Source organism: Mycoplasmopsis fermentans PG18, from assembly GCF_000209735.1.
Lineage (GTDB): Bacteria > Bacillota_I > Bacilli_A > Mycoplasmatales > Metamycoplasmataceae > Mycoplasmopsis > Mycoplasmopsis fermentans.
This window is the reverse complement of sequence record NC_021002.1, coordinates 890,821-905,018: the sequence shown is the minus strand read 5'-3', so window position 1 is coordinate 905,018 and position 14,198 is coordinate 890,821. Positions and strand designations below refer to the sequence as shown.

The following is a 14,198-nucleotide window of genomic DNA, read 5'->3' as shown; positions in this document are numbered from 1 at the left end:
ACTAGACCTATTTTATTTATATATTTTTTGTTATGTGGCTTTTTTATGGGTCTAAAGCTTTATATCTAGTTTTGAGAGAACAATATTTTTTTCTCTCATTTGTTCTTTGAAAACTGAATAGTAAATTTTTTGATATTTACAACGACATCAAAATTAAATTAAATGGTTAATTTGTTTTGATTTCATCGAGAAAATCATATTAATTATGATTCATTGAAATGTCTTAAAATACACATCATAACAAACTATAACAATAGGAAAATACTTTTAAATAAGGAAGAGTTTGTGGTGGATGCCTTGGGTCTGAAAGTCGATGAAGGACGTGATTACCTGCGATAAGCCTCGTGGAGCCGGAAATATGCTATGAAACGGGGATTTCCGAATGGGGAAACCTAACTAGGGTAATGCCTAGTTGCCTTGTTCTGAATTCATAGGAACTTGAGTGAGACACCTTGTGAACTGAAACATCTTAGTAGCAAGAGGAAGAGAAAATAAACAATGATTTCTTTAGTAGCGGCGAGCGAACGAGAAAGAGCCCAAACCCAGCAATGGGGGTTGTAGGACGATCTACATGAAGTTACAAAACTTAATGATAGCAGAAGCTTTTGGGAAGAAGCGGCATAGAGGGTGATACCCCCGTATGTGAAATTGTTAAGTCTTCTGATCGTATCCTGAGTAGGGCGGGGCACGTGGAACCCTGTCTGAATCTGCCGGGACCACCCGGTAAGGCTAAATACTAATCAGACACCGATAGTGAACTAGTACCGTGAGGGAAAGGTGAAAAGAACCCCGAGAGGGGAGTGAAATAGATTCTGAAACCACTTACTTACAATTAGTCAGAGCCCGTTTATGGGTGATGGCGTACATCTTGCAGTATGGACCGGCGAGTTATGACAGCATGCGAGGTTAAGCAGAAAAAAGCGGAGCCGTAGAGAAATCGAGTCTTAATAGGGCGTCTTAGTATGTTGTCATATACCCGAAACCATGTGATCTATTCATGAGCAGGCTGAAACTTGGCTAACCCCAAGCGGAGGGCCGAACCGTAGTACGCTGAAAAGTGCCCGGATGACTTGTGAATAGTGGAGAAATTCCAATCGAACTTGGAGATAGCTGGTTCTCCTCGAAATAGCTTTAGGGCTAGCGTGTAGTGTTAAGTAGTGGTGGTAGAGCACTGAATATGGAATGGCCTCGCCTAGGGGTACTGACTATAATCAAACTCCGAATACCGCTATGTATTGCTATGCAGTCGGAACCGGGGTGCTAACGTCCCGGCTCGCGAGGGCAACAACCCAGATCGCCGGCTAAGGTCCCAAAATCGTGTTAAGTGAGAAAGGTTGTGAGGTTTCATAAACAACTAGGAAGTTGGCTCAGAAGCAGCCACCTTTTAAAGAGTGCGTAATAGCTCACTAGTCAAGAGACCTTGCGCCAACAATTTAACGGGACTAAAACACGATACCGAAGCCGCGGGTAATTATATTTACGTTAGAGGAGCGTTCCTAGGGCAATGAAGTCAGACCGTGAGGACTGGTGGAGCGCTAGGAAGTGAGAATGCCGGTATGAGTAACGATTCGTAGTGAGAATCTACGACGCCTATTGGGGAAGGTTTCCTGGGCAAGGTTCGTCCACCCAGGGTTAGTCAGGACCTAAGACGAGGCTGAAAAGCGTAGCCGATGGACAACAGGTTAATATTCCTGTACTTTCTATAATAGTGATGGAGTGACGGAGGAGGATAATCTTACCACTTACTGGATTGTGGGGTAAGCGTTCACTGGTGACTGTAGGCAAATCCGCAGTCTATAACCGGGAGGCGTGATGCATAGGGTCAAACCGAATTAGATGATTCCACACTTCCAAGAAAAGCTTCTAAACTTAATATTATGGAAACCTGTACCGAGAACGGACACACGTCCCCGAGATGAGTATTCTAAGGCGAGCGAGAAAACTAGTGTTAAGGAACTCTGCAAAATGACCCCGTAAGTTCGCAAGAAGGGGCGCCTAAGGTAACACTTAGGCCACAGTAAATTATGAGGGGCAACTGTTTATCAAAAACACAGCTCTCTGCTAAACCGCAAGGTGATGTATAGGGGGTGAAGCCTGCCCAGTGCCCGAAGGTTAAGTGGATGCGTTAGCATTTGCGAAGCGTTGAAATGAAGCCCGGGTGAACGGCGGCCGTAACTATAACGGTCCTAAGGTAGCGAAATTCCTTGTCGGCTAAATACTGACCTGCACGAAAGGCGCAATGATCTCTCAACTGTCTCAACACTAGACTCGGTGAAATTATGGTCCCAGTGAAAACGCTGGGTACCCGCATCAAGACGAAAAGACCCCATGGAGCTTTACTACAGTTTCGTATTGGAACTTGGTCTAACATGTGTAGGATAGGTGGGAGACTTTGAAGCGAGGACGCTAGTTCTCGTGGAGTCATCCTTGAAATACCACCCTTGGTATATTGAGTTTCTAACATGCCATCATCATCAGGTGGGTGGACAGTGCGTGACGGGTAGTTTGACTGGGGCGGTCGCCTCCTAAAGAGTAACGGAGGCGTTCAAAGGTACACTCAGTACGGTCAGAAACCGTATGTAGAGCGCAAAGGTAGAAGTGTGCTTGACTGTGAGACTTACAAGTCGAGCAGGTGCGAAAGCAGGACTTAGTGATCCGGCTGTACATTGTGGAATGGCAGTCGCTCAACGGATAAAAGTTACCCTGGGGATAACAGGCTTATCTTGCCCAAGAGATCACATCGACGGCAAGGTTTGGCACCTCGATGTCGGCTCATCGCATCCTGGAGCTGGAGTCGGTTCCAAGGGTTGGGCTGTTCGCCCATTAAAGCGGTACGCGAGCTGGGTTCAAAACGTCGTGAGACAGTTTGGTCCCTATCTGATGTGGGCGTTGGAATATTGATGAGAGCCGCTCTTAGTACGAGAGGACCGGAGTGGACGTACCACTGGTGTTCCAGTTGTTCCGCCAGGAGCATAGCTGGGTAGCTAAGTACGGAAAGGATAACCGCTGAAAGCATCTAAGTGGGAAGCCTCCTCAGAGATAAGTATTCCCTTGAGATTCCTTATAGACTATGAGGTTGATAGGTTGGAGGTGTAAGCGTAGTAATACGTTGAGCTGACCAATACTAATAAATCGATCGGTTTAAAAGTAGAAGTGTATTTATGACATTTCAATGAATTATTGTTACTATTCAGTTTTCAGAGAACATGTGTCACGAGTGTGACATTTTTTTATTCATTTTTTTACCAAAAAGCCTATAAAACAAAGGATTTGGTGAAATTTTTTTATTTTTTTAAAATACTAAAAAACTAAAATATTTTTTATTTATTTTAAGGCTAAAAAAATATAAGTTTTTTTATTAAACTTTTACTATAAAATTTGGTAGTTTATTATATAATAATAAAGTATTTTATAAGAGACAAAGTTGAATTGGTTTTTGCAATGAAAGTGAGGGTTGAATATATGAAGAAATTTTTCTCAAATGTAGGATTTAAGATTTCAAAATTTTTTTATAACTTCAAAAACAAATGAATAGTTTTCTGAAGTACTAAAGAAATTACTAAAAAATTGCTTTATACATTATTGTTGTTATCAATCTATATTTTAATGACAACAATCAAAGCTCCTTTTGTTAAATTATCTGATGTAAATATTAATGATGACCCATTCTTAAATACATTAAACCTTGTTGGCGGTGGAGGTCTTAAAAACTTCTCACTTGCAGCACTTGGAATTAGTCCATTCATTAATGCCAGCTTGATAATGTCTCTTTTACAAACCAAACTTTTCCCTCCAATTCAAAAACTTAGTCAAAGTGGACCACAAGGTCGGAGAAAATTAAATATCATTACAAGAATTTTGACTTTGTTTATTGCATTCCCTCAAGCTATCTTGCTTACTAAATCACTTAGTTTAGGTGACAATCCATTTATTGGATTTACTCCAATTCAAAAACTCCCTCGAGAAGTTACAATCTACTTAATATTGCCTTTAATCTTAATTGGTGGATCATTGTTCTCATTATTCATTGCTGAACAAATTACAGATAAAGGTTTAGGAAATGGTACAAGCTTAATTATTTTTGTTGGTATTGCATTCCAATTACAAAGTCAATTTAAAGGAGCATTTAGCTTATTTGTTGGTAGTGAAAGTACAGCAGCAATTTTTGTTGGAGCATTAAAATTCTTAACTTACTTATTTGTTTACTTTGCATTGTTATTTATTATTGCTTTAGTTTACAATGCTGAAAGACATGTACCTATTCAACAAATTGGTGCTGGACGTAGTAGAAATATTAATGAAATGGGTAAATTGCCAATTAAATTAAATCCCGGTGGAATTATGCCAATAATCTTCGCCTCAATGCTAGTCAGCTTCCCAATTATGATATCTAGAATACTTCCAAAAGGTAATTCTGGCAAATTATGAATTGAAGCCAATATGCAATTCACTCAACCACTAGGCTTGTCATTATTGATTCTAATTACATTCTTCTTTAGTTACATAATTGGATTGCAACAATCAAGAATTGACAAGATTTCAGAAGACTTTGCAAAGAACTCAACATTTATTCCTGGTATTAGACCTGGAGAAGAAACTGAAGATTATTTAATAGGTGTTGTTTTAAGACTTTGCACCTTCAGTGGTTTCTATTTAGTATTCTTAGCTTCATTCCAATACATAATGATTTTATGATTACAAATTCCAGCTATAGTAAGTTTTGGTGGTACAGGTATGATGATTTTAGTATCAGTTGCTCTTGAAACTATTCAACAATTCATGGCACGCCGTAAAAGTCAACATCTTGCAAAACAAAAACGTCTTTCAAAAGAAGCTGCAGATGTGCTTAACTTCCAAAACAAATATCAAGAAAATGATCCTTTTGCAACAAATGATCAAAAATCTGAAGACGTTTCAAAAGAATATGATAAATACAAAAATGGAGATGGCTTATTATGATAAGTAAAATTAAACAACATATAGTTTTTATGGGGCCTCCTGGTGTAGGAAAAGGTACAGTGGCTGCTATAATAGCTGAAAAATATGGACTAGTACATGTTTCAACTGGTAATATCTTTCGTGAAGAAATAGCTTCACAAAGTGAACTTGGTTTACAAGTTAAAAAGATAGTTGAAGCAGGACAATATGTACCAGACGACATTACAAATACTATTGTTAAAAATAAAATTCAAGCTTTAATCAAAGCTAAAAAGATTATTATGCTTGATGGTTATCCACGTACTATTGACCAAGTTAACTTTTTAGATAGTATTTCAAACTTTAAATATGTAGCTCTTGAATTAAGTGCTCCTGAAGATGTTATTTTAAAAAGATTAAATGGACGTAGACAATGTCCTAAATGTAAAGCAAGTTTCCATATTGATTTTATGCCTTCAACTAAAGGCAAATATTGTGATAAATGTGGAGCTGAATTAATCTTAAGAAAAGACGACTCAATTGAAGCTATTAAAGTACGTCAAAAAGTTTATCATGATCAAACAGCACCATTGCTTGATTATTACAAAAAATATAATTTATTATTAACATTTGATGCTACAAGTGATCCAGAAACTATAGCAAAAAATATTGTTGAATCTTTAGCGAAATTAAAAAACTAATTTGCTAAAAGTAGAAAGAAGCTGCTTATGATAACTATTAAAAATGAACAAGAAATTATTAATATTACTCAAAGCTGCAAAATCCTGGCAGAAGTTAAACAAATAGTTTATGACTTTGTAAGACCAGGGGTTTCATTAAAAGAAGTGGATTCAGTCGCTTTTAATGAAATAGTAAAAAGAGGTGCACAACCAGCTTTTAAAGGCTTATATGGTTTTCCAGCAACCTGTTGCATCTCAATAAATGAAGAATTGATCCATGGAATTCCAAGTGATTACATTATTCAAGATGGCGACATAGTTAAAGTCGACATGGGATGTACTTACAAAGGAATGAACAGCGATAGTGCCTTCACTAAAGGTGTTGGTAATATCAATGAAAGTGATAAAAAAATAATTATAGTGGCTCAAGAATCATTCTATGCAGGTTTTAATGCGATTAAACCTGGTGCAAGAGTGGGAGATGTTAGTCACGCTATTGGTCAAGTAATAAGACAAAATAATTTATATACACCAAGTCAATACTGTGGGCATGGAATTGGACGTGAAGTTCATGAAGACCCTTATGTATTTAATGATGGCCATGCTGGTAGTGGACCATTATTAAAAGATGGAATGGTAATTTGTATTGAGCCAATGATTTTACAACAAAATGCTAGAATCAAAGTTAAAAAAGATAAATGAACCGTTGTTAGCGCTAGCGGTTTAAATGCAGCTCACTACGAACACACTGTTTTAATTAAAGATGGCAAAGGTATTATATTAACGAAAGGAATCTAAATGGCAAAAGACGCAATCAAAATGAAAGCTGTTGTCAAAGAAGCTTATTCAACAGATGAATATGATGTTGAACTTGAAAACGGCATGCTCATTAAAGCTCACATTTCAGGAAAAATGCGTGTAAATCACATTCGTATTTTGCCTGGAGATACTGTCGATGTTGAAATTAGTCCTTACAATTTATCTTTAGGACGAATAACATATCGTCACAAATAGATTTATAGGAGAATTATATGAAAGTTAGAGCTAGTGTAAAAAGAATGTGTAAAGATTGTCGTGTTATCAAACGTAAAGGAATTATTCGGGTAATTTGCTCACAACCAAAACACAAACAAAGACAAGGATAAGAGGAATTAAATGGCTAGAATTTTAAATATTGAAATTCCTAACAATAAACGTGTTGTTATCTCATTAACATACATTTATGGTATAGGAAGAACTAGAGCACAAGAAATTTGTGCTAAAGCAAAAATTGATGAAAATCTTAGAGTTAAAGATTTATCAGAAGAACAATTATCAGCAATTCGTGAAGTAGCTAAAGAATACACAACTGAAGGTGATCTTCGTCGTGAAACCAGTTTAAACATCAAACGTTTAATGGAAATCAAATGCTACCGTGGTATTCGTCACAGAAAAGGTTTACCTGTTAGAGGTCAATGTACACAAAAGAATGCTCGTACACGTAAAGGTCCTCGTAAAACAGTTGCAGGTAAAAAATCAACTAAATAATAGATAGGAAGAGGAATTAATTATGGCTAGAAAAACCAAAAAGAAAAATATAACAAATGGTGTAGCGCACATTCACTCAACAAACCAAAATACTATTGTTACCTTTGCTGACGAAAAAGGAAACGTAATTGCATGAAGTTCTTCAGGTGCTATTGGTTACAAAGGGACCAAAAAGAAAACCCCTTATGCAGCTGGTTTAGCTGCACAAGCAGCTGCTGAAGCTGCCAAAGAACATGGTATTAAAAGCGTAAAAGTTCAATTAAAAGGTTTAGGTGCAGGTAAAGACGCTGCTAGAAAACAAATTGAAGTTGCCGGTATCACAGTAACAGAAATTAGAGATGTTACACCAGTTCCACACAACGGAACAAGACCTCCAAAACGTATTCTTAAACGTGAAGCTAAAAAATAGTAAAGGAGTTGAATAATTATGGAAAAAATGACAAAATTAGAGTACCAAAAGGTTACTAAATTAAATAATTCAACTTCAAATGTAACTGCATTTACTCTTCAACCACTTGAACGTGGTATGGGTCAAACATTAGGTGTTGCTCTTCGTCGTATTTTACTTTCAAACATTACTTCATTAGCATTATTTGCAATCAAAATTGAAGATGTTAATCATGAATTCCAAGTAGTTGATGGTTGCGTAGAAGACGTTGCCACAATTATTATGAATTTAAGAAAAGTAAAATTCCAATACAACCCAGAATTTGTTAAAGATGACGAAATTATTAAAGTAACATTAAAAGCTGATCAACCAGGAGAAGTTACTTCAAGATTATTAGAAGTAAACAACTCAAGTATTGAAATTTTAAACAAATCATTAGAAATTGCTCACTTATCAGCAAATGGTAAACACAAATTAAATATTGAATTATATTTAAGACCAGGTCGTGGCTTTATTTCTAATGAAGAAAATAAGAAATTACTTAATAACTCTTCAATTACAACTAGAATGGAATCAAAAATCAAAAACGGAATTTTTATTGCTACAGATAGTAACTTTAGTCCAATTGAAAAAGTTAACTACACAGTTGAAGAATTAAACTCATCATCAAACAAAATTGAAGAAAGATTAACCTTCTCATTCCAAACAGATGGAACAGTTGATCCTAAGAGTGCATTACAACAAGCTTGTGAAATCTTAGTTGGTCACTTCAAATTGATTGGTAATGTTGATGAAATGAAAGTAAATGTATTTGCAGAAGAAAGTGAACAAACTCAAGAAACAAACGACAATGATGTTGATATCAATTCATTAAATCTTTCGGTACGTTCATTGAATGCACTTAAAAGAATTGGTAAAACAAAGATTTCTCAAGTAGCTGAAATGTCACTTGAAGAATTAGAACAAGTTAAAAACCTTGGTCGTAAATCACTTGATGAAATTCAACAACGTTTAAAAGAATATGGATATGAACTAAGTAAAGGAGAAGAATAATGGCTAACCCAAAACAAATTTATAGTCGTGATACTAAATGAAGAAAAGGTGTTATTCGTACCTTAGTTAGTGAACTTTTCATCCACGGACGTTTAACTACAACACTTATTCGTGCTAAAGAATTACGTCGCCATGCAGAAAAATTAATTACCAAAGCAAAAAACCCAACTTTAGCAAACCGTCGTATTGCTGCAAGTTTCTTACGTACAATTAAAAACACAGATGGTAAAGATGTTTTAAGAGTTTTATTTGAAGAAATTGCTCCAAGTTACTTAAACCGTAATGGTGGATACACACGTATTTACAAATTGGTTTCACGTGATGGAGACAATGCACCTATGGCTATTATTGAATTAGTTAAAGGCGACAAAGTTAAAACAAACAAAGCAGAAAAAACATCAAAAGACAAAGACACAAAAACTACAGCATCAAAAGCAACAAAAAGCAAAAAAGATGCTAAAGTAACTAAATAATAATTTTTACCAATAAGACAGTTTTATAGCTGTTTTAGACTAAATTCAACATACATAATTTGATTATTTTAATCACACAATAAGGCACATTTAGAGTGAACCCCAAATTCCAGACTTTTTGGAAAGGGGTTCACTTTTATGCAATTCAAATTTAAAAAAGAAACAAATGAAATAGAGAAATAAAAGGCTATTTAAAATTAAATCTTGATCAAAAGATAAAAATTGTTGAATTATATCTTCAAGAATTTAGTATTTTAGAAATAATAAAAATTAAACATTTTTGTTTTTTATAAATAAAAAATATTTTATTGGTTTTTAAAAAAATCATTTCATAATATAATATTTTTATGATTAAAGTACAGGACCTAGTTTTTTCTTATCCAGAATCAAAAACAAAAGCTCTCAATGGGCTTAATTTTACCATTCCAGATGGTAAATATGTTGCTATATTAGGTCACAATGGATCAGGTAAAAGTACATTCAGTAAATTGCTTGTTGCTTTGTATAAACCTTCTTCAGGTTCTATTGAAATAAATGGAACAGTTATTTCTAAAAAAACAATCAGAGAAATAAGAAAGAAAATTGGCATTATTTTCCAAAACCCTGATAACCAATTTGTTGGCGCTAGTGTTGAAGATGATATTGCCTTTGGTTTAGAAAATCAATGCATTCCACAAAAAGAAATGAAACCTATTATTGATGATTTAGCTGAAAAAGTAGGAATGAAGGACTATTTGACAAGAGAACCTCAATTCCTTTCAGGAGGTCAAAAGCAACGCGTTGCCATAGCTTCTGTTTTAGCTTTAAATCCTGAAATCATAATTTTTGATGAAGTAACTTCAATGCTTGATCCAAGAGGTAAAAGTCAAGTTTTAAAAATTATTAGAGAAATCCAAAAAACTCGTCAAAAAACTTTAATTTCAATTACTCATGATATGGATGAAGCTATTCAAGCTGATTATTGCTTAGTTTTTTCTAAAGGTCAAGTTGTTGCAAGTGGCTCACCTAAAGAAATTTTAAAAAATCATGAAATCATTGAATTAGCTAAAATTGATTCACCTTTTATTTATAAGCTCAGTGAAAAAATTGAAAATATTGAATCAACATATAATGAAGAGGAGTTATTAAATCAACTATGCAAATAAAAGTTAAAGATTTAGAACATATTTTTAGTCGTAGAACTCCTATGGAATTTAAAGCATTAAGTGGTATTAATGTAACAATCAATCAAGGCGAATATATAGGAATAATTGGACAAACTGGCTCAGGTAAAACTACATTCATAGAGCATTTAAATGCTCTTATTTTGCCATGAAATGGTTCAATTGAATGAATTTTTGAAAATGAAAAAATAAATAAGAAAACAAAAGAAAAAGAAAAATTTATTGATTCATATATTGTTAAAGCAAGACAAAAAAGAGTTAAGAAATCTAAAGATATTCGTAAAAGAGTTGGAATAGTATTTCAATTTGCTGAATACCAATTGTTTGAATCTACTATTAAAGATGATATTGCTTTTGGACCAAGAAGCTTTGGTGTGCATAAAACTGAAGCTTATGAAAAAGCTAAAAAATATCTTGAGTTAGTAGGTTTGGATGAAAGTTACTTGAATAAATCACCTTTTGGTTTAAGTGGTGGTCAAAAAAGGCGTGTTGCTTTAGCTGGAATTTTAGCTATGGAACCCGACATTTTAATTGCTGATGAACCAACAGCTGGATTAGATCCAGTTGGAGTTAGAGAAGTTTTAGAAATTTTTAATAAACTTCATCAACAAGGTAAAACGGTTATTATTATTACACATGATTTGGATAATGTTTTAGAAGTAGCAAAAAGAGTATTAATTTTTAAAGATGGAAAAGTTGTTAAAGATGGTGATACTTATGAAGTATTAAGGAATACAAAATTCTTAAAAGAAAACAATATGGAACCTCCAAAATTATTAGAATTCGTTTCTAAATTAGAGGAAAGAGGCATTAGTGTGCCTAAAGTTACATCTATTGATGAACTAGCTGCATTCTTAAATAAAAGAATGAAAGGAGGTGTATAATGAAATCTCCTATTGGTCGTTATTATCCACATGAAACAATAATTCATAAAATTGATCCAAGGTTAAAATTGATAATCAATATTATTTATATTGTTTTAACTTTTATTGTTAATTACTTTGTCTCTTTAGCTGTTTTATTAGTACCTCTAATGATTGCATTTGTTATTGGTTCAAGAAAAATATATCCTTTATTTAGATTAATGATTATGCCTCTAATTATTGGTTTCTTTATTCTCTTTGTTAATATCTATACTATGAAGTTAAAACCTGACTCGGACTATACAAGAATAATACCCTGAGGTGGCCATAGTGAATATGCCTTAACTTTAGAAGCTTTAGCAAGAACTGGAGCATTAATTATAAGAATTTACATTATGATTATGGTTACTTCTTTATTATTGATTACAACCAAACCAATACTACTTACTAAAGCACTTGAAGACTTGATGTTTCCATTTAAACTTCTATTCATTCCAACTCACATAATTGCTATGATTATTTCGATTGCATTAAGATTTATTCCTACTCTTTTTGAAGAAGCACAAAGAATAATGAAAGCTCAAGCAAGTCGTGGAGTTGACTTTAAGAATGGAAAAATTAAAGAAAAAGTTAAATCATTTACAACATTAATTATTCCATTGTTTGTTACTTCTTTTGCTAAAGCGGAAGACTTATCAAATGCTATGGAAACTAGGGGTTATGATCCTTATGCAAAAAGAACAAGATATCGTAAATTAAGAATAGGTTGATTAGATATTTTATTCTTTATATTGATAGTTGGTTTGATTCTATTTGTGGCATTTAGTCAAAGTGCAAAATATGATTTCTTACCATTCTGATACAAGTTCACATATTTCAAATATTAAAGCATTCATGCTTTTTTATTTTTTGCCTATAAAACAGATGTTTTAGAATAATAAACTAGTACAAAAAGACTTAAATCTTTTTGGGATTTAAGTCTAATTCTTTTGTCCTGGTTTATAATTTGCCTTAATAGTCTTTTTTAAAAAAGATTGAAAAAAATGGTAAAATAATATAATTAATGAATATAGTAAGGAGCGCATTATGCAAAACAAAAGAAAAGTGTTTGCTTTTGACTTGGATGGCACATTATTAACAGATGGAGTTAATACTCATCCAGAAACTCAAGAAGCAATTTTAAAATCATATAATTTAGGACATGCAAATATCATTTGTACTGGTCGTGGTTTGCAAAAAACTTTACCACTTTTAAAATCAATTAAAGGCATTAATTATTTTGTATGTTCAAATGGTGCATTATTTTATGATGTTGAAAAAGATTATTATAAAGTTTTAGGCGAAGTTAATAAAGATATATTTAATGATCTTTTTGATTATGCTCAAGCTCATGATTTAATTTTAACTATTGATACTCCTGAATTTAATGGTGCATGATCTAGAAATAGTGATAAAAATATATTACCAGAATGAGTTAAAGATCAAACAAAATTAACAGATAAAAATTCAAATTTCTTAAAACCATATTCAGATTTAGAAAAAGTTCTTAAAGATAATAATAGTAAAGTTACTCAAATGGCATTAAGAAATCCATTAATTACTGCAGCAGAAACCACAAAGTATTTTCAAAATAAATTAAAAGATAAACAAAAAGTTTTCTTAACAAACTCAATTTACACTGATGTTAATCCTTTAGGTGTAACTAAGTGAAATGGTTTAAGTTCACTTCTAGACTATTTAAAAATTAATGTTCATGAGCTCTATACTTTTGGTGATAGTGGCAATGATATTGAAATGTTAAAAAATGCTCACATTGGTTTTGCAATGGGAAATGCCACTGAAGAAGCAAAAGTAGCTGCCGATAGAGTTATAGGTTCTAATTTAACTGGCGCTATTGGTCAAGCAATTAATGAAATTTTAGACGACAAAAATTAATAATATTGTACTTCTGCAATTTGCGTAATTAGATTAGCTCCTAATTTAATTAAATAATTGTTTCCATCATCATAACTTAAACCCGGATAACAATACACTTCCTTATTATTGTTAGCAAAAGCTGTTGCAAGACTCAAAATACCCGAGTCGCTTTTGCTGCTATAAACAATTAAAAATTCAGCTAAAAATGAAACTAAAATGTTCCTTTCTTTAAATCTAAATAATTTAGCATGAGTTTGTGGTGGATATTGACTAATATACAATTCTGTATCTAAATTTATAGTTTCCTTTATATAATCTAATCCATAAGGCAATACATGGATTATTTCTTTTTTATTTTGACGATATATTTCAACAAATTTTTGATCTAAATTCTTGAAATCATTCGTTATTAAAGGATAATTCTCCAAAAATGTATTTTGTGATTTCTTAATATTGATGTCCACAATTGGACTTTCAATATCTCCAGTTAAGCAAACTGCTTTCTTATTTAATAAGCCAATATTGCCTTTATAAAAAAGAACATATGGCGAATAACGAAAATTTTTTAATATCTCTGGAAAATTTTCGTCTAAAGCTGTTATATACTTAATACCTTTTTCTTCTAGCTCCTTTAATACTATATCTATTTCTGCTTGATTAATTTTTTTCTTATTTTTCAAAAATTTGTAAATTTCAAAAATATTCCCTTCATATTTATAACTTAAATAAACTAATAATTCATTCATTTCTCCTCCTATATATACCTAGCCATTTTTTACATAATTTATTAAAAAAAATAAAAATCTTTGTTTTTTGTGGTATGAACCCCAAAAATTGGACTTTTTAATTATGTTTGGACTTATTCCTGTATTGGACAGGACTAAGTCCTTTTAATTTATTAACAATTCTGTCATTATTATAATATGAAATATATTCTCCTAAAGCAGTTTTAAATTCTTTAAAACTATTAAATTTCTTTTCTTCTCCAAATCAAAATTCTCTTTTTATAACACTAAATAAACATTCAGTAGGACTATTGTCTAAACAATTTCCCTTTCTTGACATGCTTTGAGTTGTTTGTTTTTCTTTCAAATAATCAATATAATCTTGATGAGTGTATTGTCATCCTTGATCAGAATGTAATAATACATTTTTTAAGCTGTGGCCATTCTCTTCTACGTTTTCTAACATTTTACCAACCATTCTTAAATTAGGCG

The 14,198-nt window shown here is 32.8% G+C and carries 14 protein-coding genes, 1 rRNA gene and 1 pseudogene; 14 read left to right on the top strand and 2 right to left on the bottom strand.

Annotated elements, in window-relative coordinates; all coding sequences use genetic code 4:
• Positions 1-265: 265 nt before the first annotated feature.
• The 14 genes and pseudogenes from MBIO_RS04085 to MBIO_RS04020 all read left to right on the top strand — a co-directional run bounded on the left by MBIO_RS04085 (position 266) and on the right by MBIO_RS04020 (position 12,999).
• Positions 266-3,149 (top strand): 23S ribosomal RNA (locus MBIO_RS04085).
• Between the two features lie 313 nt (positions 3,150-3,462).
• Complete coding sequence (gene secY, locus MBIO_RS04080) at positions 3,463-4,962, top strand: preprotein translocase subunit SecY (RefSeq protein WP_041594283.1); 1,500 nt, start codon at positions 3,463-3,465, stop codon at positions 4,960-4,962.
• The gene (locus tag MBIO_RS04075) at positions 4,956-5,618 is read left to right on the top strand and encodes an adenylate kinase family protein (RefSeq protein ID WP_013354846.1); all 663 of its coding nucleotides are present in this window, start codon (positions 4,956-4,958) and stop codon (positions 5,616-5,618) included. The genes secY and MBIO_RS04075 overlap by 7 nt, the downstream gene beginning before the upstream one ends.
• 27 nt (positions 5,619-5,645) lie before the next feature.
• Positions 5,646-6,395 carry a type I methionyl aminopeptidase gene (map, locus tag MBIO_RS04070; protein ID WP_041594259.1) on the top strand — a complete coding sequence of 250 codons (750 nt, stop codon included), beginning with the start codon at positions 5,646-5,648 and terminating at the stop codon, positions 6,393-6,395.
• Positions 6,396-6,611: a translation initiation factor IF-1 gene (infA, locus tag MBIO_RS04065; protein ID WP_013354844.1), complete on the top strand. Its 216-nt coding sequence runs from the start codon at positions 6,396-6,398 to the stop codon at positions 6,609-6,611. It abuts the gene before it with no gap.
• Positions 6,612-6,628: 17 nt separating this feature from the next.
• Positions 6,629-6,742, top strand: a complete 114-nt coding sequence (rpmJ, locus tag MBIO_RS04060; protein WP_013354843.1) for a 50S ribosomal protein L36 — start codon at positions 6,629-6,631, stop codon at positions 6,740-6,742.
• A gap of 10 nt (positions 6,743-6,752) precedes the next feature.
• On the top strand, positions 6,753-7,124 hold the full coding sequence (rpsM, locus tag MBIO_RS04055) for a 30S ribosomal protein S13 (protein ID WP_013354842.1): 372 nt from the start codon (positions 6,753-6,755) through the stop codon (positions 7,122-7,124).
• 22 nt (positions 7,125-7,146) lie between these two features.
• Entirely contained in the window at positions 7,147-7,533 is a 387-nt protein-coding gene (rpsK, locus tag MBIO_RS04050; RefSeq protein WP_013354841.1) for a 30S ribosomal protein S11, read from the top strand.
• 18 nt (positions 7,534-7,551) lie between these two features.
• Positions 7,552-8,565 (top strand): DNA-directed RNA polymerase subunit alpha, encoded by a 1,014-nt coding sequence (locus MBIO_RS04045; RefSeq protein ID WP_013354840.1) that lies wholly within the window; start codon positions 7,552-7,554, stop codon positions 8,563-8,565.
• Positions 8,565-8,924 (top strand): annotated as a pseudogene (gene rplQ / locus MBIO_RS04040) (50S ribosomal protein L17); the annotation flags it as partial. The gene MBIO_RS04045 and the pseudogene rplQ, both read left to right, overlap by 1 nt.
• A 461-nt stretch (positions 8,925-9,385) precedes the next feature.
• Positions 9,386-10,183, top strand: a complete 798-nt coding sequence (locus MBIO_RS04035) for an energy-coupling factor transporter ATPase (RefSeq protein ID WP_013354838.1) — start codon at positions 9,386-9,388, stop codon at positions 10,181-10,183.
• On the top strand, positions 10,174-11,085 hold the full coding sequence (locus MBIO_RS04030) for an energy-coupling factor transporter ATPase (protein WP_041594258.1): 912 nt from the start codon (positions 10,174-10,176) through the stop codon (positions 11,083-11,085). Before MBIO_RS04035 ends, MBIO_RS04030 begins: the two co-directional genes overlap by 10 nt.
• Positions 11,085-11,951, top strand: coding sequence for an energy-coupling factor transporter transmembrane component T family protein (locus MBIO_RS04025; protein WP_013527028.1), 867 nt, complete (start codon positions 11,085-11,087; stop codon positions 11,949-11,951). Before MBIO_RS04030 ends, MBIO_RS04025 begins: the two co-directional genes overlap by 1 nt.
• A 199-nt stretch (positions 11,952-12,150) precedes the next feature.
• Complete coding sequence (locus tag MBIO_RS04020; protein ID WP_013354835.1) at positions 12,151-12,999, top strand: HAD family hydrolase; 849 nt, start codon at positions 12,151-12,153, stop codon at positions 12,997-12,999.
• Here the strand turns inward: MBIO_RS04020 and MBIO_RS04015 are convergent.
• Both MBIO_RS04015 and MBIO_RS04010 read right to left on the bottom strand, forming a co-directional pair.
• Complete coding sequence (locus MBIO_RS04015; protein WP_013527027.1) at positions 12,996-13,727, bottom strand: DNA-processing protein DprA; 732 nt, start codon at positions 13,725-13,727, stop codon at positions 12,996-12,998. The genes MBIO_RS04020 and MBIO_RS04015 overlap by 4 nt on opposite strands.
• Positions 13,728-13,824: 97 nt before the next feature.
• A partial coding sequence (locus MBIO_RS04010) for an IS3 family transposase (protein WP_158305111.1) occupies positions 13,825-14,198 on the bottom strand: 374 nt, incomplete at its 5' end.